This is a genomic window from Glaciecola petra (assembly GCF_031846345.1).
Taxonomy (GTDB): Bacteria; Pseudomonadota; Gammaproteobacteria; order Enterobacterales; family Alteromonadaceae; genus Glaciecola; species Glaciecola petra.
In genome coordinates this window covers 223198-249098 of record NZ_JAVRHX010000005.1, presented here as the reverse complement: position 1 = coordinate 249098, position 25901 = coordinate 223198, and the positions used below count along the sequence as shown (strand labels likewise).

Here is a 25901-nt window from a genome sequence, read left to right as displayed (position 1 = left end):
TGCTGTAAGCGTCGTTTTACCGTGGTCAACGTGGCCAATTGTACCAACGTTAACATGCGGTTTCGTACGTTCAAACTTTTCTTTTGCCATTTTCTTTTCCTAAGTTTAACGCCCGTTCCAACAATAGACCGGACCAAATCAAAATTTATGTGCGGGTAGCAATAATAGCTTGAGCTACATTACTGGCTGCTTCCGCGTAATTAAAAAACTCCATTGAGTATGACGCACGACCTTGCGTTGCAGAACGCAGAGCAGTGGCATATCCAAACATTTCAGAAAGCGGTACCTTAGCACGCACAATTTTTATGCCTGCAATACCTTCTTCCATTCCTTCTATCAACCCCCGACGACGGTTGAGGTCACCAACTACGTCACCCATCCAATCTTCAGGCGTTGTTACTTCAACTTTCATTACAGGTTCGAGCAGCACCGGATTAGCATCTTCAGCTCCTTGCTTGAAACCCATCGAAGCGGCAATTTTAAACGCCATTTCAGAAGAGTCAACATCATGGAACGAACCATCGTACAAAGTTACCTTAATATCAAGCATAGGATAACCCGCAAGCACCCCATTTTGCATTTGTTCTTCACACCCTTTTTCTACCGCAGGTATGAAGTCTTTAGGTACGGAACCACCCACTATTTCGTTTACAAAACTAAAACCAGCACCTTCTTCTTGAGGTTCCATTTTCAGCAATACGTGTCCATACTGGCCTTTACCGCCCGACTGCCTAACAAATTTTCCTTCGGCATTAACCGACTTACGAATTGTTTCGCGATAAGACACCTGCGGATTACCCACATTACACGATACGCTAAATTCACGTTTCATGCGGTCAACAATAATATCCAGATGCAGTTCACCCATGCCAGAAATGATCGTTTGGCCAGATTCGTCGTCAGTATGCACTTTAAATGAAGGATCTTCTGCTGCAAGCTTGTTCAAAGCAACGCCCATTTTTTCTTGGTCAGCTTGAGACTTAGGCTCTACTGCTATTGAAATAACAGGGTCTGGAAAATCCATCTTTTCAAGGGTGATTACATTATTTGGATCACACAGGGTTTCGCCCGTAGTAACGTCTTTTAGACCTATTGCGGCAGCAATATCACCTGCATAAACTTCTTTTAACTCTGCGCGATCGTTAGCGTGCATTTGCACAATTCGGCCAACACGTTCTTTTTTCCCTTTAATCGGGTTGTAAATAGCATCGCCAGTTTTTACCACACCAGAATACACACGGAAAAACGTTAAAGTACCTACAAAGGGGTCAGTCGCTATTTTAAATGCTAAAGCAGCAAAGGGTTCGTTATCGTCTGAATGGCGTTCAGCTTCGGTCTCGTTTTTATCGTCGAGTACACCGGTAATCGCTTTTACTTCTGTGGGTGATGGCAAATATTCAACCACTGCGTCAAGTACTGCCTGTACACCTTTGTTTTTGAAGGCTGAACCACAAGTAGCCAATACAATTTCGTTATTTAAGGTTCGCGCACGCAAGCCTTGTTTAATTTCGTCTTCTGTTAACTCAATACCCTCAAGGTATTTATCCATGAGTTCATCATTAGCTTCGGCCGCAGCCTCTACCATTTCCATGCGATACTCTTCAGCTTTATCCATAAATTCAGCCGGAATATCGTCGTATGTGAATGTAGCGCCTTTATCGGCCTCATTCCAATTGATTGCTTTCATTTTAATGAGATCAATCACACCTTTGAATTCTTCTTCTGCGCCCATGTTTATTTGAATGGGAACGCAATTCGCGCCCAAGCGTTTACGGATTTGTTCGATCACGCGTTCGAAATCGGCGCCGGCTCTGTCCATTTTGTTGACAAAAACCATGCGTGGAACTTCGTACTTATTGGCCTGACGCCATACAGTTTCTGATTGAGGCTCTACGCCCGATGAACCACAAAAAACCACCACCGCACCATCAAGAACACGTAATGAACGCTCTACTTCAATCGTAAAGTCGACGTGCCCAGGAGTATCAATAATGTTGATTCTGTGTTGTTCAAACTGTTGTTGCATGCCCGCCCAAAAGCAGGTTGTCGCAGCAGACGTAATCGTAATGCCACGCTCTTGCTCTTGTTCCATCCAATCCATAGTGGCAGCGCCGTCGTGTACTTCACCAATTTTGTGTGAAATACCCGTGTAAAAAAGCACACGCTCGGTAGTAGTGGTTTTACCCGCATCTACGTGAGCGACGATACCTATATTACGATAGCGTTGAATGGGTGTTTGTCGAGCCATGTTATTTTTTGTTCTCTTTAAAAAGGGGTCAGAGTTACTTTATTTTGAACCACTTTGATTTCAGCATTAAAAAAGGGGTCGAAAAAAGTAACTCTGACCCCTTTTTCTTTTTTTTCTCTTTCTTTACCAGCGGTAATGAGCAAATGCTTTGTTAGCTTCTGCCATGCGGTGAACGTCTTCACGTTTCTTAACCGCACTACCTTTGTTGTCTTGCGCGTCAGCAATTTCTGCAGCTAAACGCTGAGCCATTGATTTCTCGCCACGTTTACGTGCCGCTTCAACCATCCAACGCATACCTAATGCATTTCTACGAACTGGACGAACTTCTACTGGAACTTGATAAGTAGAACCACCAACACGTCGAGATTTAACCTCTACTGTTGGACGGATGTTTTCCAATGCGTCTTCAAATGCATCTAGGTGTGGTTTGCCGGTTTTTTCAGCAACAATATCTAGGGCACCGTACACGATTTTTTCAGCGGTCGATTTCTTGCCGTCGAGCATTACGACATTCATGAACTTCGCAAGCAACTCTGATTTAAACTTAGGGTCTGGTAGGATTTTTCTTTGACCTACGACTCGTCTTCTTGGCATCTTAATTCTCCGTGGAATTCAGGGGTTTCCCAAAACTCATATATAATAGTTTGGCCTTACTAACGGAGAACCGTTAAGACTTAGGCCTTTTAGCGCCGTATTTAGAACGTGCTTGTTTTCTAGTAGTAACACCTGAGCAATCAAGTGTTCCGCGAACTGTGTGATAACGCACACCTGGTAAATCTTTTACACGACCACCGCGAATAAGTACAACGCTGTGCTCTTGTAAGTTGTGACCTTCACCACCAATGTATGAAGACACTTCAAAACCGTTTGTTAAGCGAACACGACATACTTTACGCATGGCTGAGTTCGGCTTCTTTGGAGTGGTTGTATATACACGCGTACATACTCCACGACGTTGTGGGCAAGCTTGTAAAGCAGCGACGTTAGATTTCTCTACCGGCTTTTTACGGGGCTTGCGCACTAACTGGTTAACTGTTGCCATTAACTAGCTCCTGATTTAATCAAAAATGCCTGAAATCTAAATATTGTAAATTTTCAGGCGTAAAATAAATTAACTAACATACTGATTATGTTAGTTAATTTTATGCTCGTAGTACCCAAAACGATGGATGTTTAAAAATCCATTAACACCATAGTGCTAATTGCTTGTTGCCAGCCTAGGCATAACAACACTAATTTTGGGTCGCGGCAGGATATAGATCAATCTGTCGTATGTCAAGGAAATTAGCGCCAACAAAGGGATTATTCGATATTTTTCATAAAGCCTATGCGGTCTATAATCACCACGCCTTTTTCCGTTTTATTGAAGGTAAAAGTAACTTTATTTAGCATCTGTAAATTTAATTCAGGGTTAATGCTTAAAATATCTTCAAATGGATACACAAAGGTCTGGAAAATATTTTCTGATTTCGAATCACCGGTTATGAATTGAGATTTCCAAATTTGCACATTAATGCGCGGCTGTAGTGCCGAAAATGTGCTTAAAGGATAGGCTGCGCTTTGGCCATTTTCATCGGTGAATGTAATGGTGAAATCTATAACCTTATCTTCTTTTTGTTCTTTAACTTCTTTTGCTTCTGTAGATTCTGTATTTTCTTGATTTGGTGATGGCTCTAGTTCCTCAGTATTTTCTTTTGAAACAGATACACTATTGACCTCGTTTTTTACCCATTTACCGCGGCTTTTTGGATTACTCGATTCGGTTGAAGGCGCCATAGAAAAAACAAAACTTAAATCGTTCATCGATTGCTCAGTGAGCTTATCGGAAAGACTTTGGTTTATTAAGATTGTATAGCTGGCGTAGTCTTTTTCTTGTTGTGGTACTGGTTCTTGTGCTTGCTCTCTGCTTTGTTGTAGTTCTGGTTCTTCACTTAGATTCTTGCTTTGCTGTTGTGTGCCATGTTGTTCTGCGCCTTGTTCTTGTGTGCCTTGTTGTTCTACGTCGTTTTTCTCTTTATGCCAACCTAGATAAACTGCCCTTGTGCCCTTTTCACGCCAAGACATTTGCACTGCTTGTTCTCGCCAAACACTTAAGTTTTTGCCTTCAATAGTGCCTCCGGTGGCACTAGTTAACACATTAAAATCCTCATCAAATGATGCAAGTTCATAAAATTGACTGGATTCAAATTGGCTGACATAAATGGTATCGGGTAACCAGTCTTTGCCTTTCCTTGCGTCAATAAACAGAGGCACGTATTGTTTTTGTCCTAACAAAGTCGCACTGAAAAAGGCGCTTGTATAGACTTGTGATATTGTGGTTTGCTCTGAAACAGACAACAAATCTTGGTTGTTTAAGAGCTTAGTTGGCGACATTGTGTCATTTTCGCCCCAAGTGCTATTAAACTGACCGTGATTCGCGTTTTGTACATATAGACTAGCCTTAAAAAAATTGCTGTCAGGTGAAAATAAAACGCGTTCATACTGTTGGGAACCGGCGAAAGAAGTGACGTCACCATCTTGACTACCATGCATAGTAAAATAGTTAATATCTTCTAGAGCAGTATAGGTTTTGCCCGGCTTGTATTGCCCATCAACAGGCGCAATTGCAAGCAAGGCCTTAATATTAAAATTATAATCCAAGACATAACTTGCATCATCATAAAATAAAGGCATTTTGTTGAGCAAAGCTGCATGGGCAACTGCTTCACCCCCTCTTGAGTGCCCAATTAGACCCAAGTTATTGGTATCTACTTTACCAAATAGCTCACTATTGGAGTCAGCATTCCACTCGTGCCATACTCTTAAATGCTCTAAGAGTAACCAGCCTCTAGCATCGTTTTCTTTACTTAAACCTCCGCCAATATCTGACCACGAACCATTTATGAAATTTTGATCTACCGATGCAAAGATAATCCCTTTTGAAGCGAGCAATTCGCCTAAATAGGCATAACCGTCATCAGAAAAATCTTGCATAAAATGATTACCATGCACCATCAATACCAAGGGAAAAGGCCCTTCTCCCTCGGGCATCCACACATAAGCGTTTAAGGGTAATTCTGTGGCATCAAAGCCCCAAAAATACTCTCTATACCAGCCATTAAAACCCGACCAACCATCAAGAAAAACTGTGCCGTCTGTTGTGTCTGTTTTTAAGCTCACTTGCTCGGCAAACTCCGATCTATGTTTGTCGGTACCGGCGCCATAAGTAAATGCTTTAAATGAATATTCCCCTTTTTTGGCCGGCGATATAGCATCTATATTGTTGATACTATCTCTATTTAATGCAGCTGCGTTAACTACCGACTCTGTGTCAAAACCTGGCACAACAAACGCATATGTCAAAGCGATACCACCGACTAAAACTATGCCTGTTCCAAGCAATGTAGTGGTTTTTTTCACTTTGCTCAAACTTGCAAAGTGCCCACCTTTAAACACCGCAACAATCGCTCCAAAAATTGAAAACATTGTGATTGCAAAGAGCCAATAAAGTGCTTCAAAGCCAAATGCAAAAAATAGTAGAGGAGACGACACTAAAAGAGCTAAACGATAAACTTTTGGGATGGCCATCACCTTTGCCGACAACCAGGTAATAACATAGGATGCAATAATAAATATTAACGCTAAGCATATGAAAAATAGGAGTAGCCAAGGATCACCAGCATCGAGGGTAACCTTGCTCACATAAATTAAATAGAATATAAAAGAAAGCAGAACGAGCGCAATGGAAGCGCCTTTAATGGTGTAATACTCGGGTTTAAAACGCGCTAGCTGCTGCTTAGTCCATGTTTTTAGTTGAGTCGACTTATCTTTCACGAATGTAAATGCATTAGTGGACATCGTTCTATATTCCCTTATTTATATGATCTAACTTCAGAATAAAAAATTGCGCATAGTAAATAACTTCTAAGTTGAGACTTTTGCTCAAAGACAGCTTTTTGTTATCACAAGTTAGGCTTATGTAGTTTTATCTTACACACAAAGAGGGCATAGGTATAGAGTGCCTTCAAATGTATAAAAGGCGCTTTTTTTGTAAGTAAAAAACCAAGCAATATAAACACAAAAAAGCCAGTAAACTTGAACAGTTCTACTGGCTTTTTTATGTGTGCGTAAACAAATGTTACGCTTTAAGCTTAGCCTTATTCGGCGTCGTCACCTGCATTCAATGCTTCGGCAAGTTGAGCTTGGGCTTCTTCAGCAGAAACCGAAATCTCTTCTTCGAGCATGGCTGCTTTGCGAGCAGCACGTTTTTGGTGATACGCAAAACCAGTACCAGCTGGAATTAAGCGACCAACAATAACGTTCTCTTTCAGGCCGCGCAAATCGTCTTCTTTACCTTGAACAGCCGCTTCCGTAAGTACCCGAGTGGTTTCTTGGAAAGATGCCGCAGAAATAAATGATTCTGTCGACAACGAGGCTTTAGTAATACCAAGCAACTGAATTTCGTAAGTTGCAGGTATTTTGCCTTGTTTCTCAAGTTCGCGGTTAGCGATTTTAACTTGAGATACTTCGATTTGCTCACCTTCAAGCAAGTTACTGTCACCAGCGTTCAGGATAATACACTTACGCAACATCTGTCTGATAACAACTTCGATGTGCTTATCGTTAATTTTTACACCCTGTAAGCGGTAAACTTCTTGTACTTCATTAACAATGTAGTTAGCTACTGCACTTACCCCACGTAAGCGTAAGATGTCATGTGGAGACTCAGGTCCGTCAGAAACAACTTCACCCTTCTCTACAGATTCACCTTCGAATACATTAAGTTGACGCCACTTTGGAATCATCTCTTCGTAAGAACCGTTAGCATTCAGGTCGACCGTTAATTTCACTTTACTGTCAGCTTTAGGCGTTATGGTTAAACGCTTCTTGCCTTTAGTTTCTTTACCAAAGCCAATTACACCTGAAATTTCTGCAAGAATCGCTGGTTCTTTAGGCTTACGTGCTTCGAACAAGTCAGCAACACGTGGTAAACCACCCGTAATATCACGAGTTTTAGAACTCTCTTGCGGAATACGCGCTAGTACATCACCTTCTACTGCTGTTTTACCGTCTATCGCTTCGATAGTGGTAAAGCTTGGTAGGCGAATTTCTTGCAATGCACCGCCTTCACTTTCTAGGATAAGTTTTGGCTCTTTCGCATTTGCTTTAGACAAGTCTTTCACTACAACACGGGCAATACCAGTCAACTCATCTTGTTGAGTTTCAGTATTGGAATCGTCGATATCAGCAAAAGTAATCTTAGATGAACGCTCAGTTACAATTGGGTGACTATGCGGGTCCCAAGAAGCAACTATATCGCCAGCGCCAATTGCAGCATTGTCATCTACCGACAACAGCGAGCCGTAAGGCACTTTATAACGCTCTTTCTCACGACCTTGGTCATCAATTACCGTTAACTCAGTTGAACGCGAAACAATAACAAGCTTGCCGTCTGAGTTACGAACAGACTTAGCATTATGCAGTTTAAGCGTACCGGTTGTTTTCACTTGTACGTTGTTTTCAGCAGATGCTCTTGATGCAGCACCACCAATGTGGAAGGTACGCATCGTAAGCTGTGTACCCGGCTCACCAATTGACTGAGCAGCGATTACACCTACAGATTCACCAGAACCAACCATGTGGCCACGTGCTAAGTCACGACCATAACAGTTAGCACATACACCGTGGTCGTTATCACAAGTGATAACAGAACGAACAACGATTTGGTCAACAGAATTTGCTTCAAGCATGTCTACCAATTGCTCGTCTAGCAAGGTATTACGCTCAACCAATACAGATGTTTTAGTGCCAGGTTTGATTACGTCTTCTGCAACCACTCGACCCAATACGCGTTCGCGCAATGGCTCAACTACGTCACCACCTTCGATTAGAGGTGTCATTTTAACACCTTCGAATGTGCCACAATCATCGTTAGTGATAACTAAATCTTGTGCGACGTCTACCAAACGACGTGTTAAGTAACCAGAGTTTGCAGTTTTAAGTGCAGTATCGGCCAAACCTTTACGAGCACCGTGAGTAGAAATAAAGTACTGCTGTACGTTAAGACCTTCACGGAAGTTTGCAGTAATGGGTGTTTCGATGATTGAACCGTCTGGTTTTGCCATCAAGCCACGCATACCAGCAAGCTGACGTATTTGCGCTGCACTACCACGAGCGCCTGAATCGGCCATCATGTATACAGAGTTGAAAGAGGCTTGATCTTCATCTTTGCCATCTTTGTTTTTAACCGTTTCTATTTTAAGGTTATCCATCATGGCTTTAGCAACGTTGTCGTTAGCTGTTGACCAAATATCGATAACTTTATTGTAGCGCTCACCTGCGGTTACAAGACCAGAGTTAAACTGTTCTTGAATTTCAACTACTTCAGCTTCAGCCGCTTCAATAATTTCTTTCTTAGCAGCAGGAATAACCATATCGTCTATACCAACCGACGCACCAGCAATCATTGCATAGTGGAAACCGGTATACATGATTTGGTCAGCAGCAATAACCGTGTCTTTCAAACCAAGTGTACGGTAGCAAGCGTTCAACAAGGTTGATATTTGCTTTTTACCCATTGGTTGGTTAATGATTTCGAAAGGCAAGCCTTTAGGCAACATTAGAGAAAATATCGCACGACCAACTGTGGTGTCGGTTAGTGTGGTTTTCTCAACTTTTTCGCCTTCTTCATTAATGTCATATTCCGTGATACGCACTTTAACGCGAGCATGTAATTCTGCTGCTTCAGTACGATATGCTTTTTCAGCTTCGTGCGGGCTGGTAAATACCATGCCTTCACCTAAGCCATTAACACGGTCACGAGTCAAATAGTACAAGCCCAAAACAACGTCCTGTGAAGGTACGATAATTGGCTCACCATTTGCTGGCGATAATATGTTGTTAGTTGACATCATTAAAGCACGCGCTTCTAGCTGAGCTTCAATGGTCAATGGTACGTGAACCGCCATTTGGTCACCATCGAAGTCGGCGTTATAGGCCGCACATACTAATGGGTGCAATTGAATAGCTTTACCTTCAATAAGGGTAGGCTCAAAGGCTTGTATACCAAGTCTGTGAAGTGTTGGTGCACGGTTAAGTAACACTGGATGTTCACGAATAACCTCGTCTAAAACGTCCCATACTTCCGGTGCTTCACGCTCTACTAATTTCTTAGCTGCTTTGATGGTTGTGGCTAAACCACGCCCTTCAAGCTTTCCGTAAATAAATGGCTTAAATAACTCAAGTGCCATTTTCTTAGGTAATCCACACTGGTGCAAACGCAAAGTAGGACCAACAGTGATAACCGAACGACCCGAGTAATCTACACGTTTACCCAATAAGTTTTGACGGAAACGACCTTGCTTACCTTTAATCATATCGGCAAGTGATTTAAGTGGACGCTTGTTAGAGCCAGTAATTGCTCTACCACGACGACCATTATCTAATAAGGCGTCGACCGCCTCTTGCAGCATACGCTTTTCATTGCGAACAATGATGTCTGGTGCAGCTAGGTCTAATAGACGCTTCAATCGGTTGTTACGGTTGATTACACGACGATATAAATCGTTCAAGTCTGAGGTCGCAAAACGACCGCCATCTAATGGTACTAGAGGGCGAAGCTCAGGTGGTAATACCGGAAGTACTGTTAAAATCATCCACTCTGGTTTGTTACCAGACTGTTGGAACGATTCAAGCAACTTCAAACGCTTAGTAATTTTCTTACGCTTAGTTTCTGAAGTCACACTTGGCAGTTCTTCGCGCATTGTCGCTACGTCTGCATCAACATCTAAGACTTTTAACAGTTCAAAAACGGCTTCTGCACCCATTTTTGCTTCAAACTCATCGCCATGTTCTTCTAAAGAATCAAGATATTCTTCTTCGTTAAGCAAGCTACCTTGCACTAACTCAGTCATACCAGGTTCAGTGACCACGTATGATTCGAAATAAAGTACACGCTCAATATCACGAAGCGTCATGTCTAGCATTAAGCCAATTCTTGACGGTAATGATTTTAAAAACCAAATGTGTGCAACTGGGCTTGCCAGTTCGATGTGACCCATGCGCTCACGACGCACTTTAGTTAAGGTCACTTCTACGCCACATTTTTCACAAATAACACCACGGTGCTTAAGGCGCTTATATTTGCCGCACAAACATTCGTAGTCTTTTACTGGGCCAAAAATACGGGCACAAAAGAGGCCGTCGCGCTCAGGCTTGAACGTACGGTAGTTAATGGTTTCAGGCTTTTTAACCTCACCAAATGACCAAGAACGGATCTGATCAGGTGATGCAAGACCAATTTTGATATTATCGAATTCTTCAGTCTTGTTTTGCTGTTTAATAAACTTTAATAAGTCTTTCACATTTGTCTCCCAACGGAGTTTGTATTACTAGCCCAGCTTTTAAGTATGTTAAAGACCGGGCCAAACTTTTGTCGCAAGTGCTACGCACCCGCTGCTTACTAAGCCGAGGCTTTAGTTATTAGTGTTCTCTTCTAACTCTATGTTAATACCCAAAGAACGGATTTCTTTCAACAATACGTTGAATGACTCAGGCATGCCTGGCTCCATTCTGTGGTCGCCGTCAACAATGTTTTTATACATTTTAGTACGGCCATTAACATCATCAGACTTAACAGTAAGCATTTCTTGCAAGGTATACGCTGCACCGTAAGCTTCAAGTGCCCATACTTCCATCTCTCCGAAGCGCTGACCACCAAACTGTGCTTTACCACCAAGAGGCTGCTGTGTAACAAGGCTGTATGAACCAGTTGAACGAGCGTGCATTTTGTCGTCAACCAAGTGGTTCAATTTCAGCATGTACATATAACCAACCGTTACTGGGCGTTCAAATGAACGACCTGTGCGGCCATCAAACAAGGCTATTTGTCCAGACTCTGGAATGTCAGCAAGTTTCAACATCTCTTTGATTTCGCTTTCATGGGCGCCATCAAATACTGGTGTTGCAACCGGTACACCTTTGCGTAAGTTTTCAGCTAAACGCTTAATTTCATCATCACTGAATTCATCAATATTAACTTCTTGATGCGAGGTACCGAGGTTATAAACTTCTTTTAAGAACCCACGAAGTTTTGCTACTTCTTGTTGTTCTTTAACCATGCGGTCAATCTTCACGCCAAGACCATGTGCAGCCATTCCTAAGTGAGTTTCTAGGATTTGACCGATGTTCATACGCGAAGGTACACCAAGTGGGTTAAGTACGATGTCTACCGGTGTTCCGCTAGCATCGTAAGGCATATCTTCAACCGGTTGAATGGCAGAAATTACACCTTTGTTACCGTGACGTCCGGCCATTTTATCACCTGGCTGGATGCTACGTTTAACCGCTAAGTAAACTTTAACAATTTTCAAAACGCCTGGCGCTAAATCATCACCTTGGGTGATTTTGCGACGTTTGGTTTCAAATTTCTTATCAAAGTCATTTTTAATTTCAGAGAACTGCTCTGCGTTTTGATCTAGTTCGTTTTGCGAATCTTCGTCTTTCAACGCAATATCGAACCATTTTTCACGCGGCATGCTGTCTAGTTTAGCTTGATCAACACCTGATTTAAGTAACAAGCCTTGTGCACGAGCAAATATACCGTCAGCAAGAATATTAAATTCGTCGCCTAAGTCTTTTTTCACTTCGCGCAGTTGCATGTCTTCAATTTCAAGTGCACGTTTGTCTTTCTCAACGCCGTCACGTGTAAAGACTTGAACATCAATAACAGTGCCCGTAACAGAGTTAGGTACACGTAATGAAGTATCCTTTACGTCAGACGCTTTTTCGCCAAAAATGGCTCTTAAAAGTTTTTCTTCTGGCGTCAGCTGGGTTTCACCTTTAGGGGTTACCTTACCTACTAATATGTCGCCGCCTTTTACTTCGGCACCAATATATACAACACCAGATTCATCTAATTTACCTAAGGCAGACTCACCTACATTTGGTATGTCAGCACTAATTTCTTCAGGCCCAAGCTTAGTATCACGAGCGATACAGCTAAGTTCTTGAATATGAATGGTGGTAAATCTGTCTTCTTGCGCTACGCGCTCAGAAATTAAGATTGAATCTTCAAAGTTGTAACCATTCCAAGGCATAAATGCGATGCGCATGTTTTGGCCAAGTGCTAATTCACCTAAGTCTGTTGAAGGACCATCGGCTAACACGTCGCCAATAACAACAGGGTCACCTACATCACAAGTTGGGCGTTGGTTAATACAAGTATTCTGGTTAGAACGGGTATACTTAGTCAAGTTATAGATATCAATGCCAGCTTCGCCCGCTGCCATTTCGGCTTCGTTAACTTTAACAACAATACGCGATGCATCAACATAGTCGACAACACCACCGCGTTTTGCAACAACCGTTACACCAGAGTCAACCGCAACAATTTTTTCCATACCCGTTCCAACTAATGGCTTATCAGCCTTAAGAGTTGGTACTGCTTGACGTTGCATGTTCGAGCCCATAAGCGCTCGGTTTGCATCATCGTGCTCTAGGAATGGAATAATACTTGCCGCAATTGATACGATTTGCTGTGGCGATACATCCATGTACGAAATATCTTCTTTTTGTACAAGTACGTTCTCACCACGTTGACGACAAGCAATTAGGTCATCAACAAGTTTGTTTTTACCATCAAGGGCTACGTTAGCCTGAGCGATGGCATATTGGCCTTCTTCAATTGCCGACAAATACTCAATATCGTCGGTAACTGAGCCATTAATTACTTTACGATATGGGGTTTCTAAGAAACCAAAATCGTTAGTACGCGCAAAACTTGAAAGCGAGTTGATCAAACCAATGTTTGGACCTTCAGGCGTTTCAATAGGACATACACGGCCATAGTGAGTAGGGTGTACATCGCGCACTTCAAAACCAGCACGTTCACGCGTCAAACCACCCGGGCCTAAAGCAGAAATACGACGCTTATGCGTCACTTCTGATAGTGGGTTGTTTTGATCCATAAACTGTGACAGCTGGCTAGAACCAAAGAACTCTTTAACTGCAGCCGAAATTGGCTTAGCGTTAATAAGGTCTTGTGGCATGATGGCATCAAGGTCACCAAGGCTCAAACGTTCTTTAACCGCTCGTTCTACGCGGACCAAACCAACGCGGAACTGGTTTTCAGCCATTTCACCAACTGAACGAATACGACGGTTACCTAAGTGATCAATATCGTCTACTTCGTCTTTACCATCACGAATAGTAATTAACTGTTGCATTACTGCGATAATGTCTTCTTTGCCAAGTATGCCAGAACCAGTTGGTTCTGCACGACCTAAGCGACGGTTAAACTTCATGCGGCCAACAGCCGACAAGTCGTAACGGTCTTCAGAGAAGAACAAGTTATCAAATAGATTTTCAGCAGCGTCTTTAGTTGGTGGCTCACCAGGACGCATCATTCTGTAAATTTCTACAAGCGCTTCTAAGCGATTGTTTGACGGGTCGATATTAATCGTGTCAGAAATATAAGAACCATGATCAAGTTCATTAATGTAAAGTGTATTAAACTCTTTAATACCCGCTTCTTTTAAGCTAGTCAGTAATTCAAGGGTTAATTCTTGGTTAGCCGCAGCAACGACTTCACCAGTACTTTCATCAACATAGTTGTTGTCTAATACTTTACCTACCAAATATTCTGCTGGTACAACTAGTTCTTTTACTTTTGCTTTATCTAGGGCGCGAGTATGACGAGCAGAAATTCTGCGGCCAGCTTCTACTAATACTTCGCCTTTTTTACCCAAAATATCGAATTGAGCAGTTTCGCCGCGTAAACGCTCAGGCACTACATCCATCATGTAGTTGTCGCCGTCTATGCGAACCGATACTTTCTCGAAGAAGGTCTCAAGGATTTCTTCAGTACTAATATCTAATGCACGTAAAATAATGGTCGCGGGAAGCTTACGGCGACGGTCAATACGTACAAATAAATTATCTTTCGGGTCGAATTCGAAATCTAACCAAGAACCACGGTAAGGAATAACGCGTGCGTTATATAACACTTTACCTGATGAGTGAGTCTTGCCTTTGTCATGATCAAAAAATACACCTGGCGATCTGTGTAACTGAGAAACAATAACACGCTCAGTTCCGTTGATCACAAAGGTACCGTTGTCAGTCATCAATGGGATTTCACCCATATATACTTCTTGTTCTTTGATGTCTTTAACTGTACCTGGTGCCGCTTCTTTATCAAACAAGACAAGTCTTAGTTTGACTCTTAATGGCGCTGAATAAGTAACACCTCTGATTTGACATTCTTTCACGTCAAAAACAGGCTCACCTAAACGATAAGCTACATACTGTAATTCTGAATTACCTGAGTAGCTTTTAATTGGAAACACCGATCTGAATGCCGACTCAAGGCCATATTGACCATCGGGATCTTGTTCGATGAACTTTTTAAATGAATCCAGTTGTATTGATAAAAGGTATGGAATTTCCAATACCTGAGGGCGCTTGCCAAAATCCTTACGGATACGTTTTTTTTCACTATAAGAGTAAACCATGGGTTCCTCAGCCGACTGATTTTAGACCCAACCTGCTACACTGTCACCGGGCGAGCGACATATTTGTGTGTAGCAAACTTCCTTTTTCCCTTTATGCAGGGTGATTTAAGTTTAGACGATTTAAGCCGATATAACCTTATCAAGTAGATAAAATCATGTCTGTTAAATCAGAACCTTACCTCAATTACCATGCTATCTTAAAATTACAAATAAAGGGACTAAAATTTGTAATTGATATAGCGCAAAAAGGCTGATGGTTAAAAACCATCAGCCTAGACCTTCAAAAAAGGTCAGCAATTAGCAAAAACTAACTACTTAACTTCAACTTCAGCGCCGGCTTCTTCAAGCGTCTTCTTAAGTTCTTCTGCTTCTTCTTTAGCAACTGCTTCTTTGATTGCTTTAGGTGCAGACTCTACCACTTCTTTAGCTTCTTTCAAGCCAAGACCGGTAGCGCTACGTACAGCTTTGATTACAGCAACTTTGTTACCACCGAAAGAAGTAAGAACTACGTCGAATTCTGTCTTCTCTTCAGCTGCTTCAGCTGCTGCACCTGGTGCTGCTGCTACTGCTACTGCTGCACTTGCTTCTACGCCAAATTTTTCTTCAGCTGCAGAAATCAATTCAACCAAATCCATTACTGGCATTTCAGCGATTGCGTTTAATATATCGTCTTTTGTTAGAGCCATTTCTCTAAACTCCTGGGTTTATAAATGTTAAAAATTTCAATTGCCAAAAACGCCAATTACTTGGTGTCTTTGATCGCCGCCAATACTCGCGCAAATTTTGAAGGCACTTCGTTGATTGTTTGAACGAATTTGCCAACAGGCGCTTTAAAGGTAGCAAGTAGTTTAGCTAATGCTTCGTCTCTTGTAGGCAATGATGCTACCGCGTCCAATGATTCTGGACCCAACAAACCATCACCAAGCGTAAGCGCAGTCACATTTAATTTGTCATTCTTCTTCGCGTAGTCTTTAAACAAACGCGCCGCCGCACCAGGTGCTTCGAGTGAAAAACCATAAATTAATTGACCCGTTAACGCAGAGTCGATATCAGCAAACTTACTGTCAGCTAGTGCACGCTTAGCAAGGGTATTTCTGACAACTTTCAGATATACGCCTTGTTCACGAGCTTGCACACGCAAGTCAGTAAGCTCAGCTACTTCCATACCACGGTATTCAGCGACGGCAACAGATAGAGCACGAGATGCGACATCGGATACTTCCGCTACGATCTCTTTTTTTGCTGCTAAGCCTAGTGCCACTGAGTTCACCTCTTTTATTTCTGATAGTTAACATAAATGTCTTCTATCAGGATTACAGATTGATAACTTTTAATTTAAGAGCTTTCGCTTTTAACCTTAAAGTTACCGCACTACGGTGTTCATTTCCCAGAGAGTCTGAGCTGAATTCACCGTCTGCGCAGGTTCGTATTAAGCTTCAAATTAATGTAGAAGGTCTCTTACCTCTTCTACTTTAAAGCGCCTGCGGTCTTGGACGGGAGCTGTTGTTATTCACAAAAGCTCCAACCCACAACCTTTTACAAGAGAAAGTAACTTATGCTTCTAAAGTACTTTGGTCGACGGTAACACCCGCGCCCATAGTAGTGCTTAAGCTTACTTTTTTGATATATGTGCCTTTAGCTGAAGAAGGCTTAGCTTTACGCAAAGCTTCCATTAATGCTTCAAGGTTTTCTTTAATTGCAGTCGGTTCGAAAGCAATTTTACCAATGCTAGCGTGAATAATACCGTTCTTATCGTTACGATATCTAACCTGGCCAGCTTTAGCGTTTTTAACTGCTGTTGCAACGTCTGGCGTTACAGTACCCGTTTTAGGGTTAGGCATAAGACCACGCGGGCCTAAAATTTGACCTAACTGGCCAACAACGCGCATTGCGTCTGGGCTAGCTACTACAACGTCAAAATTCATTTCACCTTTTTTAACTTGTTCTGCTAAGTCGTCCATTCCTACAATGTCGGCACCTGCTTCTTTTGCAGCGTCAGCATTTGCGCCTTGTGTAAATACAGCAACACGAACCTCTTTACCTGTACCATTTGGCAGTACAGTAGCACCGCGAACGTTTTGGTCAGATTTACGAGCGTCTATGCCAAGATTTACAGCAACATCGATGCTTTCAGGAAACTTAACAGTAGAAAATTCTTTCAACAAAGCGACTGCTTCAGCAAATTCATATTCTTTTGTCGCGTCTAGTTTTTCAGCAATGGCGCGAGCGCGTTTTGATAATTTAGCCATTTTCTTATCCTTCTACCTTTAAACCCATGCTACGAGCAGAACCCGCGATGGTGTTACAAGCAGCGTCCATATCGGCAGCTGTTAGGTCTGGTTCTTTCATGTTTGCAATTTCTTCCAATTGCGCGCGTGTTACCGTTCCTACTTTTTCAGTATTTGGACGGCCAGAACCACTCTTAATACCAGCGGCTTTCTTAAGCAAGTAAGAAGCTGGTGGAGTTTTGGTTTCGAAGGTAAAAGAACGGTCTTCGTATACAGTAATTACTACTGGTACTGGAGCGCCTTTTTCGATAGCTTCTGTTTTTGCATTAAATGCTTTACAGAATTCCATGATATTTACACCGTGCTGACCCAGTGCAGGACCAACTGGTGGACTGGGGTTTGCAGAACCCGCAGCTACCTGTAGCTTGATTAAGCCAGATACTTTTTTCGCCATTGTTATAACTCTCTATTTTGTGGGTATAACGCCTTGAAGATACAAGAGATTATCTTCTCAAACGGCTCCCCGTACATAAAAAAGGGCGCAAATTATATGCTTTAGGCATACTAATTGCAACACTTAATTCACATGTAAACTAACATTTTTAGTGACATATAAACATCTTTATTGCTAACGTACGCAAATGAATAAATTATGCCTGCTTTTTAAGGCTAATAAAGGATGATTTATGAGTGAATCTATTATACCCAATCCCGTGGGCTGGTTTGAAGTTTATGTAGACAACATGCCCCGAGCACAAGCCTTTTACGAGAAAGTTTTTGACCAAACACTCACCTCTTTGTTGGACCCAAGTGACGACAGTATCCAAATGTATGCTTTTACAGCAGACATGACTCAATATGGTGCGTCGGGGGCTTTGGTACATACCAAAGAAGTTAGCGCTGGCAACAATAGCACTATTGTTTATTTTAGTTGCGTTGACTGCTCTATAGAGGAAAGCAGAGTTGTAGATGCAGGAGGGAAAGTTGAGCGCCATAAAATGTCGTTAGGTGAACATGGCTTTTGTAGCATGGTCATAGACACTGAAGGCAATATGATTGGCTTGCATTCGCAAAAGTAGAACTTTATTGAATATGCGGTGTTGTTGTTGAGATCCCCACTTTCGTGGGGATGACATAGCGCGTGGGGATGACATAGCGCGTGGGGATGACGTAGTGTGTGGGGATAACATTTTTAGCTTTTTGGTAAGATCACGCTGTCGATTACGTGAATAACACCATTGCTTGCTTTTATATCTGTCGCAATAACTTGAGCGTTATCGATCATCACTTTACCGTCCATTGTTTTTACCGCGACATCTTGGCCTTGAAGCGTTGTAGCTGAACTTACTTTCACTACATCAGCTGCCATCACTTTACCCGCTACTACATGATAAGTTAACACTGCAATAAGCGTGTCTTTGTTCTCAGGCTTTAGCAAGTCTTCAACAGTGCCAGCGGGTAATTTAGCGAAAGCTGCGTTATTTGGCGCAAAAACAGTAAGAGGGCCATCGCCTTTTAACGCATCAACTAAGCCAGCAGCTTTAACTGCAGCAACTAGAGTTGAGAAGTCTGGGTTTGACGCGGCAACGTCAACGATATCTTTTTTATCTTTGTGGTTGTGCGCTTGGGCAACTGAAACAAATATCAAAGAAGCAAATACTACGGTAACAAAAGACTTAATATTAAAAATTTTCATGCAAGATTCCTTTAAAAAATGGTAGACAATTTAATGACTGTCAATCAGTCATCTGATGTCTTATAAGGAATCTGAAGCTTATGGATTCAATATTACTTTTGTTTAATTTCTAAACATTATTTAATACTTATTAATGAACCTTTTTCTTTGTTCAGTACTGATAAATAAGCAAAAAAAATCTCCCATCAAGGGAGATTTTTAAAATAGGTTTTTGTTGTAAAAACTTAGCCTTTTTCTACTTGGCCAAATTCTAAATCAACCGGTGTTGAACGACCAAAAATCAAAACAGAGACCTTCAAGCGGCTCTTTTCGTAGTCAACTTCTTCTACAGTTCCGTTAAAGTCAGCAAAAGGACCATCGGTAACACGAACCACTTCGCCTGGTTCGAACAAAGTCTTCGGCTTCGGCTTGTCAACAGACTCTTCGAGTCTATTCAATATGGCGTCGGCTTCACGATTAGTGATGGGCATTGGGCGGTCTGATGTGCCGCCGATAAAACCAAGTACGCGTGGAATGCTTTTGACCAAATGCCATGAGTCTTCGTTCATGTCCATTTCGACCAACACATAACCAGGGAAAAATTTACGCTCAGATTTGCGTTTTTGACCTGCCCGCATCTCGACAACTTCTTCTGTTGGCACTAATATCTCGCCAAAATGCTCTTGCATGTCGTGCATTTTTATGTACTCTTCGAGCGTCTTTTTAACACGTCCTTCGTATTGAGAAAAAGCCTGCACTACATACCATTTTTTATCAGCCATTTATTATACTCCGATCCCGGTAACAATACCCACAAGCCATACTAGCACCATATCTATCAAATATAGCATAAGTCCCACTAAAGCAGTTGCGAGTAAAATAATAAGCGTCATACGAACCACTTCTTGCCTGGTTGGCCAAACAACTTTTCTAACCTCAATGCGTGCTTCTTTAGCAAATGACAAAAAGGTTTGCCCTTTGATTGTGGTTGAAGCGATACCTAAGGCAATTACAGCTACTGCCACTGCGCCTAGGGCTCTGTATAATACCGATACATCTTGGTACTGATTGTATACATAGACCAAGCCACCTAATAAACCAATTACCAATACCCACTTGACTAAGTCTAATGGATTTGAAGCGTTTTCTGCCTTATCACTCATTCCTAATACCTTCAAAACGTAACACACTTATTTTGTGTTACTTAAATTCTGTTGCGCATACACCATCCACAATATCAAATTGTGATTGGCAGGGGCGGAGGGACTCGAACCCCCAACCGTCGGTTTTGGAGACCGCTGTTCTACCAATTAGAACTACACCCCTATTGCCTTGGCTAGCGTGTTTTTCTTTGCTTACCAACCTACAGTTACACTACCCTTGTGAAGTTGTCGTTTTCGTTGGGAATCGTCAGCGTCATAAGGGAGGGACGCGTATTATACTTATGCACGTCAATCTTACAAGTGAAATATGGGCTTTTACTTGAATTGCAATATCAAGTCTCTACACTAGCATTTATTAATATCATCTATTCGGACGCACCATGCTAGAAAATACAATAAGTAATACCCCTACATACAGCACTTTGAAAGTAGAAATTAAAAACGCTATTGCTCACATACAACTTAATCGACCCGATTCCCTAAACAGCATGATTACTGCATTTTGGAAAGAACTGCCAGAGTGTGTTAGGCATATAGACGCAGAAGCTTCGGCAAGGGTCATTATTATAAGTTCCTTAGGCAAACATTTCTCTGCTGGCATGGACTTATCGGTCTTCGCCAACATGGGCAGTAGCTTTGAAGGTGAGCCCGCAAGACGGGCCGAACGTTCGCGTCGCATGGTATTGGCTCTACAAGACAGTTTTAATGCGCTGGAAGAAATTCGTATTCCAGTGCTTGCCGCCGTGCAAGGAGGCGCAATAGGTGGCGCGGTAGATATGATTTGTGCTTGCGATAGCCGTTATTGTACTGAGGATGCCTTTTTTACCATAAAAGAAACGCAGCTTGGGATGACAGCAGATGTAGGTACATTGCAACGCTTACCTCATTTATTAGCTCATGGCCTGGTTAGAGAACTCACTTACACTGGACGTAAAATGAAAAGCGATGAAGCACTTCGACATGGTTTTGTAAATCAAGTATTTAGCGACCAAGAACAAATGTTGGAAGGCGTATTTGCTATCGCCCAGCAAATTGCCATGAATTCGCCAATGGCTGTCGCCGGCAGCAAAGAAATGCTTAACTATACGCGTGACCATAGCGTACAAGACAGCCTGAACTACATGGCAACATGGCAAAGTGGCATGCTACAACTGCCTGATGTGCATGAAGCGATGGCAGCCGGTCAAGAAAAACGACTGCCACAATTTGAAGAGCTTCATCCTAAAACAGATTAAGCTATGGAAAAACCCTATAAAAGTTAGCCCTTCATACTTTCTAGGGTTTTGCCTTTGGTTTCGTGTACAAATATAAGCACAAACACAATCGAAACTAGAGCGCAGAATCCGTAGAAACCATAAGCGCCCGCGAGTCCGATGCCCGTCAACATTATTGGGAAGCTCATGGTTATTGCAAAGTTACTTATCCATTGAGCAAAACCAGCCACTGCTAAACCAGAGCCTCTGATTTGATTAGGGAACATTTCGCCGAGCATAACCCACATCACAGGGCCCCAAGAAATATTAAAGAAAAAGATGTAAGTATTTGCGCTAATTAATGCCAACGCACCATTTTCGCCTAAATCAAGATTACCAGTGAGCGGATCGATGTCGGCGCTGGCAAATGCATAAACCAAAATAAATAAGGTAAGGGTCATGCCTACTGACCCCACCAATAGAAATGGCTTTCGGCCCATTTTGTCAATCAATGCAATGGTAATTAAACATGCAAATATACTGATACCTGCACCAATTATATTGGTAGTTAAGGCTTGAGCTTCAGTAAATCCGACCGCTTGCCATAGAACCGCACCATAATAGAAAATTACGTTTATGCCCACTAGCTGCTGAAATACAGCAAGGCCTATACCGACCCACACAATTGCGCGTATCTTGCGCGTGTTTTTATCCACAATATCAGACAACTTTGGCGTTTGCTGAGTTTCTAAGCTGGCTTCAATTTCAGCTGACATTTGCTGGCTCATATTGGTACCAAAAAGCCTTGTCAAAACGATATTTGCTTGTTCTTGACGCTTCACAAATACTAAAAATCTAGGGCTCTCGGGTATAAAGAAAAGCAGTACTAAAAACAAAACAGCAGGAATGAGTTCTATCCAAAACATCCAACGCCAAGCTTCAAAGCCCATCCAAAATTCACTTACTGATGAACCTGCTTTATCCGCAAGTAAGTAATTACTAACAAAGGCGATAAATAAACCACTGATAATTGCAACTTGCTGAATCGTTGCTAAGCGTCCACGCATTCTTGCAGGGGCGATTTCGCTGATATAAGCAGGAGTCATTACTGAAGCCGCTCCCACAGCAAGGCCGCCTAAAATACGATAGAAAATAAATGCCAATGAACTAGAAGCAATCCCCGAGCCCCACGCACTAACAATAAATAGTACCGCAGCGACCAACAATAATTTTTTACGACCGAACTTATCAGCCAGGGCCCCAGCAAAAAAAGCACCAACAGCACAGCCTAACAACATGCTTGCTACATTAAACCCTGTGCCCATTTCTTCAGAATTAAAGGCTAACTTTAAACCATCAACTGTGCCATTTATAACGCCACTGTCGAAACCAAATAAAAAGCCACCTAAAGTCGCGACGCAACATATTAAAATAATGAGTGGGATGTTTTCTTGGGTATTCATGTGCTTCCATATTTTTTTGTATTATTTCCCTATTATGTGAATATAATGTAAACAAGTAAACAAAAGGCTTTGTACAAAGTTGTTTTTATAAAGCTAAAACGAAAATTGATAAGCAAGGATTTGGTGCAATATGAACGAAGAAAAAGCGCTTCCGTTAAATGATTTTATTTCATACGACGACAACACCATGTTAGAAAAGTCTTTGGCGTTTTTTGACCACATTAAACGCCGACATAGCGTTCGTAAATTTAGCGATAAGCCCGTCGCTAAAAGTGTGATAGAAAACGCCATAAAAGCGGCTGGTCGCGCACCAAACGGCGCTAATCATCAACCTTGGCATTTTTGTGCTATTTCGTCTAGTGAGGTTAAAAAACAAATTCGCGATCAAGCTGAGCAGCATGAAAAAAGGTTTTATGATGGTAGTGCCGGTGAAGAATGGTTAGATGCCTTAAAACCCTTAGGGACTGATGCAAACAAACCATATTTAGAGACGGCACCTTGGCTAATTGCTATTTTTAGCCAAAAAAAAGGAGGGCTTGAAGAATCTGACAATAAACAAAACTATTACATCCATGAGTCGGTAGGCATTGCCACTGGCTTTTTGATAACTGCCTTGCATACCGCTGGTCTTGCGACACTTACTCACACGCCGAAACCAATGAGTTTTTTGTCAAAAATATGCAAACGTCCTGATACTGAGCGGGCTTATATGTTGTTAGTTGTTGGTCATCCTGCAGAAGACGCTACTATCCCTGAACATGCGGTTAAAAAGAAATCTTTAGCGCAAATTTGTACGTTTATGTAAAACGAGTTTTAACTATTTTGTAAAGCGTACTCTGCTTCTTGGTTTCGCCGAGACGCATAATTATCGCCAAAGCTTTTTAGTTCGTTTATCGCAGTATCCCATTCTTGTTGAGTGACATAAGACCAAAATTTAGGGCAAGCTTTACGAATGCTTCCATACTGAAATTCAACCGAGGCAATGACCGTCTGCCAACAAGCGGGTAAATCGTTAAACGCTAGTTGGCTGTCTTCGTTGTATCTCTCGACCAATTTTTCGATTAATAGACGCTTTACACCGGTATCAACAATGTTTCCTTCGTTTTTACTTATGCGCAAGGGGTGTTGCTGAATATATTCGTATGCCTCGGTGCTTTTGCGGCCGAGGTAGGGATATAACTTGCCAATTAACACTGGGCTTAAGCCAATTTTACGGAGATCTCTATCATTTCGAGCGCCCAAATCAAATCCGGTGGCAATGGTGACACCACTCTTGCTATTTTTATGGTCGGGCACATACCCTTTTAAGACGCAACCGCCCTCTAATTTACTAATGAATTCAAAATCTATAGCATCGTGATAATGCTGATTTTGTGGTTTATCCGCTACCATATATTTCTCCCTAAATTGCGCATATATGAGCTACGCAATGCATAACCCCGCAATTAATCATCTATAGATTACAGATAACGTGCCCAAAATTGCAATTAAATTTGTAATTTCCGATTCTATTAAATAATAGACTTAGTGAAACACCATATAAACCTGACAACAGTTAAGTGTGGATTGACCTTAATCCAGACCAATAAAACCGCCGGTTTGATGGGCCCACAATTTGGCGTATATACCATTTAAGTTAAGCAATTCTTGATGACTACCCGTTTCGACAATTTTGCCTTCGTCTAGCACTAGTAATCTGTCCATTTGCGCAATTGTCGATAATCGATGCGCAATTGCCAACACTGTCTTGTCTTGCATTATTTGGCCTAGGCCTTGCTGAATAGCAGATTCTACTTCGGAGTCTAGTGCAGATGTTGCTTCATCTAAAATTAAAATTGGCGCGTCTTTTAACATCACCCTTGCAATAGCAATTCGTTGGCGTTGTCCGCCGGAGAGTTTTACCCCGCGCTCACCCACATGGGCATCGTAAGCCGTCCGGCCTTTTGCATCACTTAAATTTTGTATAAAGTCATGTGCCTCAGCCTGTTTAGCCGCGTTAATCATATCCTCTTCTGTCGCATCTGTTCTGCCATACATGATGTTGTCGCGTACCGAGCGATGCATCAACGAAGTGTCTTGGGTGACCATACTAATATTGGCTCTAAGGCTTTCTTGACTCACTTCGCTCAATGCTTGCTTGTCTACAGAAATGCTACCTGATTGAATATCGTAAAAACGCAGTAGTAAATTCACTAAAGTAGATTTGCCGGCGCCTGAACGCCCTACTAAACCGACTTTTTCACCTTTCTTAATGGTAATATTTAGATCTTTGAATACTTCAATATTGCGGTTATTTTTAGCTGTATAAGCAAAATTAACCTTGGAAAATTCTATTTCGCCCCCCCTAACCACTAATGTTTTTGCCTCTTTAGCATCTACGATGCTGGCAGGAACAGCTAAGGTGTCTATGCCATCTTGCACCGTGCCTATATTTTCAAATAAAGATGATACTTCCCACATGATCCATTGAGACATACCATTGAGACGGAGACTCAAACTGACCGCAATGGCTATATCACCAGGGCTGACTCTGCCATTTATCCATAAATAAATGGCTAGAGCAGAGATACAAAACACCAATAATGAATTTATCCCCCATATTAAAGCTTGTAACACCGTAACCAATCGCATTTGCGGATAGACAGTTTGTAAAAAACCGTCCATTGCTTCTTTAGCGTACTCTTCCTCTCGTTGATGATGCGAAAACAGTTTAACGGTCATTATATTGGTATAACTATCAACTATTCTGCCGGTCATAATGGAGCGCGCATCTGCTTGTTTCTGCGATACTTTTTTTAATTTTGGCAACATAATATATAAAATAATGCAGTATAAAATTAGCCAAATTACCAAGGGCAAAGCCAGTTGCCAGTCTGTTGAAAAAACTAGTACCACAACTGATGTAAAATATACACTTACATACACAAACAGGTTAAGCACTTTGGTAACCGTTTCGCGCACAGCTAAGGCGGTTTGCATAACTTTGGTTGCTACTCGTCCAGCAAATTCGTCTTGGTAAAACGACAAACTTTGCTTAAGCAAGTATTTATGAGCAAGCCACCTTATCCGCATGGGATAATTACCCAGTATTGACTGATGAGTTAACAGTGACTCAAGAATAATCAAGGCGGGTAAGATAATTAAAACCAGTAGACCCATGAATAATAAGCTGGATTTTTCTTCGTCTAAAAATGTGTTGGGGTCACGAGTAGAAAACCAGTCTACCAACTGTCCCATAAAACCAAATAATGACACTTCTAAAATGGCGATAATGGCACTTAGCGCCGAGACTGCCAGCAGAACGTGGAGCATACCTTTAGAATAATGTCGACAAAACGCGACCAAGGTTTTGGGTGCCAGCTCAGATTTTTGCTCAGGAAAGGCCTGAGTTAAACGTTCAAAAAAAGAAAACATCGAGACTCTTATTAACAGCGAAAAAA

The 25901-nt window shown here is 41.9% G+C and carries 20 protein-coding genes and 1 tRNA gene; 3 read left to right on the top strand and 18 right to left on the bottom strand.

Annotated elements, in window-relative coordinates:
* From RM552_RS15475 to rplK, 11 genes are all read right to left on the bottom strand, one after another.
* On the bottom strand, positions 1–90 hold a 90-nt coding region (locus RM552_RS15475), incomplete at its 3' end, for a GTP-binding protein (RefSeq protein ID WP_038059333.1).
* A 55-nt stretch (positions 91–145) separates the two neighbouring features.
* A complete protein-coding gene (gene fusA, locus RM552_RS15470; RefSeq protein WP_311369772.1) occupies positions 146–2248 on the bottom strand; it encodes an elongation factor G in 2103 nt (700 codons plus the stop codon).
* A gap of 123 nt (positions 2249–2371) precedes the next feature.
* Complete coding sequence (rpsG, locus tag RM552_RS15465) at positions 2372–2842, bottom strand: 30S ribosomal protein S7 (RefSeq protein ID WP_311369771.1); 471 nt, start codon at positions 2840–2842, stop codon at positions 2372–2374.
* 73 nt (positions 2843–2915) lie between these two features.
* On the bottom strand, positions 2916–3290 hold the full coding sequence (gene rpsL / locus RM552_RS15460; RefSeq protein WP_311369770.1) for a 30S ribosomal protein S12: 375 nt from the start codon (positions 3288–3290) through the stop codon (positions 2916–2918).
* Positions 3291–3550: 260 nt separating this feature from the next.
* On the bottom strand, positions 3551–6085 hold the full coding sequence (locus tag RM552_RS15455; protein ID WP_311369769.1) for a poly(ethylene terephthalate) hydrolase family protein: 2535 nt from the start codon (positions 6083–6085) through the stop codon (positions 3551–3553).
* Between the two features lie 299 nt (positions 6086–6384).
* Positions 6385–10590 (bottom strand): DNA-directed RNA polymerase subunit beta', encoded by a 4206-nt coding sequence (gene rpoC, locus RM552_RS15450; RefSeq protein ID WP_311369768.1) that lies wholly within the window; start codon positions 10588–10590, stop codon positions 6385–6387.
* 111 nt (positions 10591–10701) lie between these two features.
* Entirely contained in the window at positions 10702–14739 is a 4038-nt protein-coding gene (gene rpoB / locus RM552_RS15445; protein ID WP_311369767.1) for a DNA-directed RNA polymerase subunit beta, read from the bottom strand.
* Between the two features lie 311 nt (positions 14740–15050).
* Positions 15051–15425 carry a 50S ribosomal protein L7/L12 gene (gene rplL / locus RM552_RS15440; protein WP_311369766.1) on the bottom strand — a complete coding sequence of 125 codons (375 nt, stop codon included), beginning with the start codon at positions 15423–15425 and terminating at the stop codon, positions 15051–15053.
* A gap of 56 nt (positions 15426–15481) precedes the next feature.
* Complete coding sequence (gene rplJ / locus RM552_RS15435) at positions 15482–16000, bottom strand: 50S ribosomal protein L10 (protein WP_311369765.1); 519 nt, start codon at positions 15998–16000, stop codon at positions 15482–15484.
* Between the two features lie 292 nt (positions 16001–16292).
* The gene (gene rplA / locus RM552_RS15430; RefSeq protein ID WP_311369764.1) at positions 16293–16988 is read right to left on the bottom strand and encodes a 50S ribosomal protein L1; all 696 of its coding nucleotides are present in this window, start codon (positions 16986–16988) and stop codon (positions 16293–16295) included.
* Between the two features lie 4 nt (positions 16989–16992).
* Positions 16993–17421 (bottom strand): 50S ribosomal protein L11, encoded by a 429-nt coding sequence (rplK, locus tag RM552_RS15425; protein WP_311369763.1) that lies wholly within the window; start codon positions 17419–17421, stop codon positions 16993–16995.
* A gap of 232 nt (positions 17422–17653) precedes the next feature.
* Here rplK and RM552_RS15420 point away from each other — a divergent pair, with 232 nt between their 5' ends.
* Entirely contained in the window at positions 17654–18046 is a 393-nt protein-coding gene (locus tag RM552_RS15420; protein WP_311369762.1) for a VOC family protein, read from the top strand.
* Between the two features lie 113 nt (positions 18047–18159).
* Here RM552_RS15420 and RM552_RS15415 read toward each other — a convergent pair whose 3' ends face one another.
* The 4 genes from RM552_RS15415 to RM552_RS15400 form a co-directional block, all read right to left on the bottom strand.
* On the bottom strand, positions 18160–18663 hold the full coding sequence (locus RM552_RS15415; RefSeq protein WP_311369761.1) for a fasciclin domain-containing protein: 504 nt from the start codon (positions 18661–18663) through the stop codon (positions 18160–18162).
* Between the two features lie 224 nt (positions 18664–18887).
* A complete protein-coding gene (gene nusG / locus RM552_RS15410; protein ID WP_311369760.1) occupies positions 18888–19424 on the bottom strand; it encodes a transcription termination/antitermination protein NusG in 537 nt (178 codons plus the stop codon).
* Positions 19425–19427: 3 nt separating this feature from the next.
* Entirely contained in the window at positions 19428–19805 is a 378-nt protein-coding gene (secE, locus tag RM552_RS15405) for a preprotein translocase subunit SecE (protein ID WP_311369759.1), read from the bottom strand.
* Positions 19806–19891: 86 nt separating this feature from the next.
* Positions 19892–19968: transfer RNA gene (locus RM552_RS15400), tRNA-Trp, on the bottom strand.
* Between the two features lie 217 nt (positions 19969–20185).
* Between RM552_RS15400 and RM552_RS15395 the strand changes: the two genes are divergently transcribed.
* Entirely contained in the window at positions 20186–21040 is an 855-nt protein-coding gene (locus tag RM552_RS15395) for a crotonase/enoyl-CoA hydratase family protein (protein ID WP_311369758.1), read from the top strand.
* Between the two features lie 23 nt (positions 21041–21063).
* Here RM552_RS15395 and RM552_RS15390 read toward each other — a convergent pair whose 3' ends face one another.
* Positions 21064–22461: a sugar porter family MFS transporter gene (locus tag RM552_RS15390; RefSeq protein ID WP_311369757.1), complete on the bottom strand. Its 1398-nt coding sequence runs from the start codon at positions 22459–22461 to the stop codon at positions 21064–21066.
* Positions 22462–22591: 130 nt separating this feature from the next.
* On the opposite strand from RM552_RS15390, the gene RM552_RS15385 reads away from it, so the two are divergent.
* Positions 22592–23266 (top strand): nitroreductase family protein, encoded by a 675-nt coding sequence (locus tag RM552_RS15385; protein WP_311369756.1) that lies wholly within the window; start codon positions 22592–22594, stop codon positions 23264–23266.
* Positions 23267–23274: 8 nt separating this feature from the next.
* Here the strand turns inward: RM552_RS15385 and RM552_RS15380 are convergent, their stop codons facing one another.
* Entirely contained in the window at positions 23275–23853 is a 579-nt protein-coding gene (locus RM552_RS15380) for a pesticin C-terminus-like muramidase (protein ID WP_311369755.1), read from the bottom strand.
* Positions 23854–24033: 180 nt separating this feature from the next.
* Positions 24034–25875: an ABC transporter ATP-binding protein gene (locus RM552_RS15375; protein ID WP_311369754.1), complete on the bottom strand. Its 1842-nt coding sequence runs from the start codon at positions 25873–25875 to the stop codon at positions 24034–24036.
* Positions 25876–25901: the final 26 nt, after the last annotated feature.

What these genes read in the sequence shown, in the direction of transcription:
- rpsG (WP_311369771.1), bottom strand. Translation starts at nt 2,842, where the DNA reads ATGCCAAGAAGACGAGTCGTAGGTCAAAGAAAAATCCTACCAGACCCT.
- nusG (WP_311369760.1), bottom strand. Translation starts at nt 19,424, where the DNA reads ATGGCTGATAAAAAATGGTATGTAGTGCAGGCTTTTTCTCAATACGAA.
- RM552_RS15385 (WP_311369756.1), top strand. Translation starts at nt 22,592, where the DNA reads ATGAACGAAGAAAAAGCGCTTCCGTTAAATGATTTTATTTCATACGAC.
- RM552_RS15390 (WP_311369757.1), bottom strand. Translation starts at nt 22,461, where the DNA reads ATGAATACCCAAGAAAACATCCCACTCATTATTTTAATATGTTGCGTC.
- rplA (WP_311369764.1), bottom strand. Translation starts at nt 16,988, where the DNA reads ATGGCTAAATTATCAAAACGCGCTCGCGCCATTGCTGAAAAACTAGAC.
- RM552_RS15420 (WP_311369762.1), top strand. Translation starts at nt 17,654, where the DNA reads ATGAGTGAATCTATTATACCCAATCCCGTGGGCTGGTTTGAAGTTTAT.
- rplK (WP_311369763.1), bottom strand. Translation starts at nt 17,421, where the DNA reads ATGGCGAAAAAAGTATCTGGCTTAATCAAGCTACAGGTAGCTGCGGGT.
- rplL (WP_311369766.1), bottom strand. Translation starts at nt 15,425, where the DNA reads ATGGCTCTAACAAAAGACGATATATTAAACGCAATCGCTGAAATGCCA.
- rpsL (WP_311369770.1), bottom strand. Translation starts at nt 3,290, where the DNA reads ATGGCAACAGTTAACCAGTTAGTGCGCAAGCCCCGTAAAAAGCCGGTA.
- RM552_RS15395 (WP_311369758.1), top strand. Translation starts at nt 20,186, where the DNA reads ATGCTAGAAAATACAATAAGTAATACCCCTACATACAGCACTTTGAAA.
- secE (WP_311369759.1), bottom strand. Translation starts at nt 19,805, where the DNA reads ATGAGTGATAAGGCAGAAAACGCTTCAAATCCATTAGACTTAGTCAAG.
- fusA (WP_311369772.1), bottom strand. Translation starts at nt 2,248, where the DNA reads ATGGCTCGACAAACACCCATTCAACGCTATCGTAATATAGGTATCGTC.
- RM552_RS15455 (WP_311369769.1), bottom strand. Translation starts at nt 6,085, where the DNA reads ATGTCCACTAATGCATTTACATTCGTGAAAGATAAGTCGACTCAACTA.
- rpoB (WP_311369767.1), bottom strand. Translation starts at nt 14,739, where the DNA reads ATGGTTTACTCTTATAGTGAAAAAAAACGTATCCGTAAGGATTTTGGC.
- RM552_RS15380 (WP_311369755.1), bottom strand. Translation starts at nt 23,853, where the DNA reads ATGGTAGCGGATAAACCACAAAATCAGCATTATCACGATGCTATAGAT.
- RM552_RS15375 (WP_311369754.1), bottom strand. Translation starts at nt 25,875, where the DNA reads ATGTTTTCTTTTTTTGAACGTTTAACTCAGGCCTTTCCTGAGCAAAAA.
- RM552_RS15415 (WP_311369761.1), bottom strand. Translation starts at nt 18,663, where the DNA reads ATGAAAATTTTTAATATTAAGTCTTTTGTTACCGTAGTATTTGCTTCT.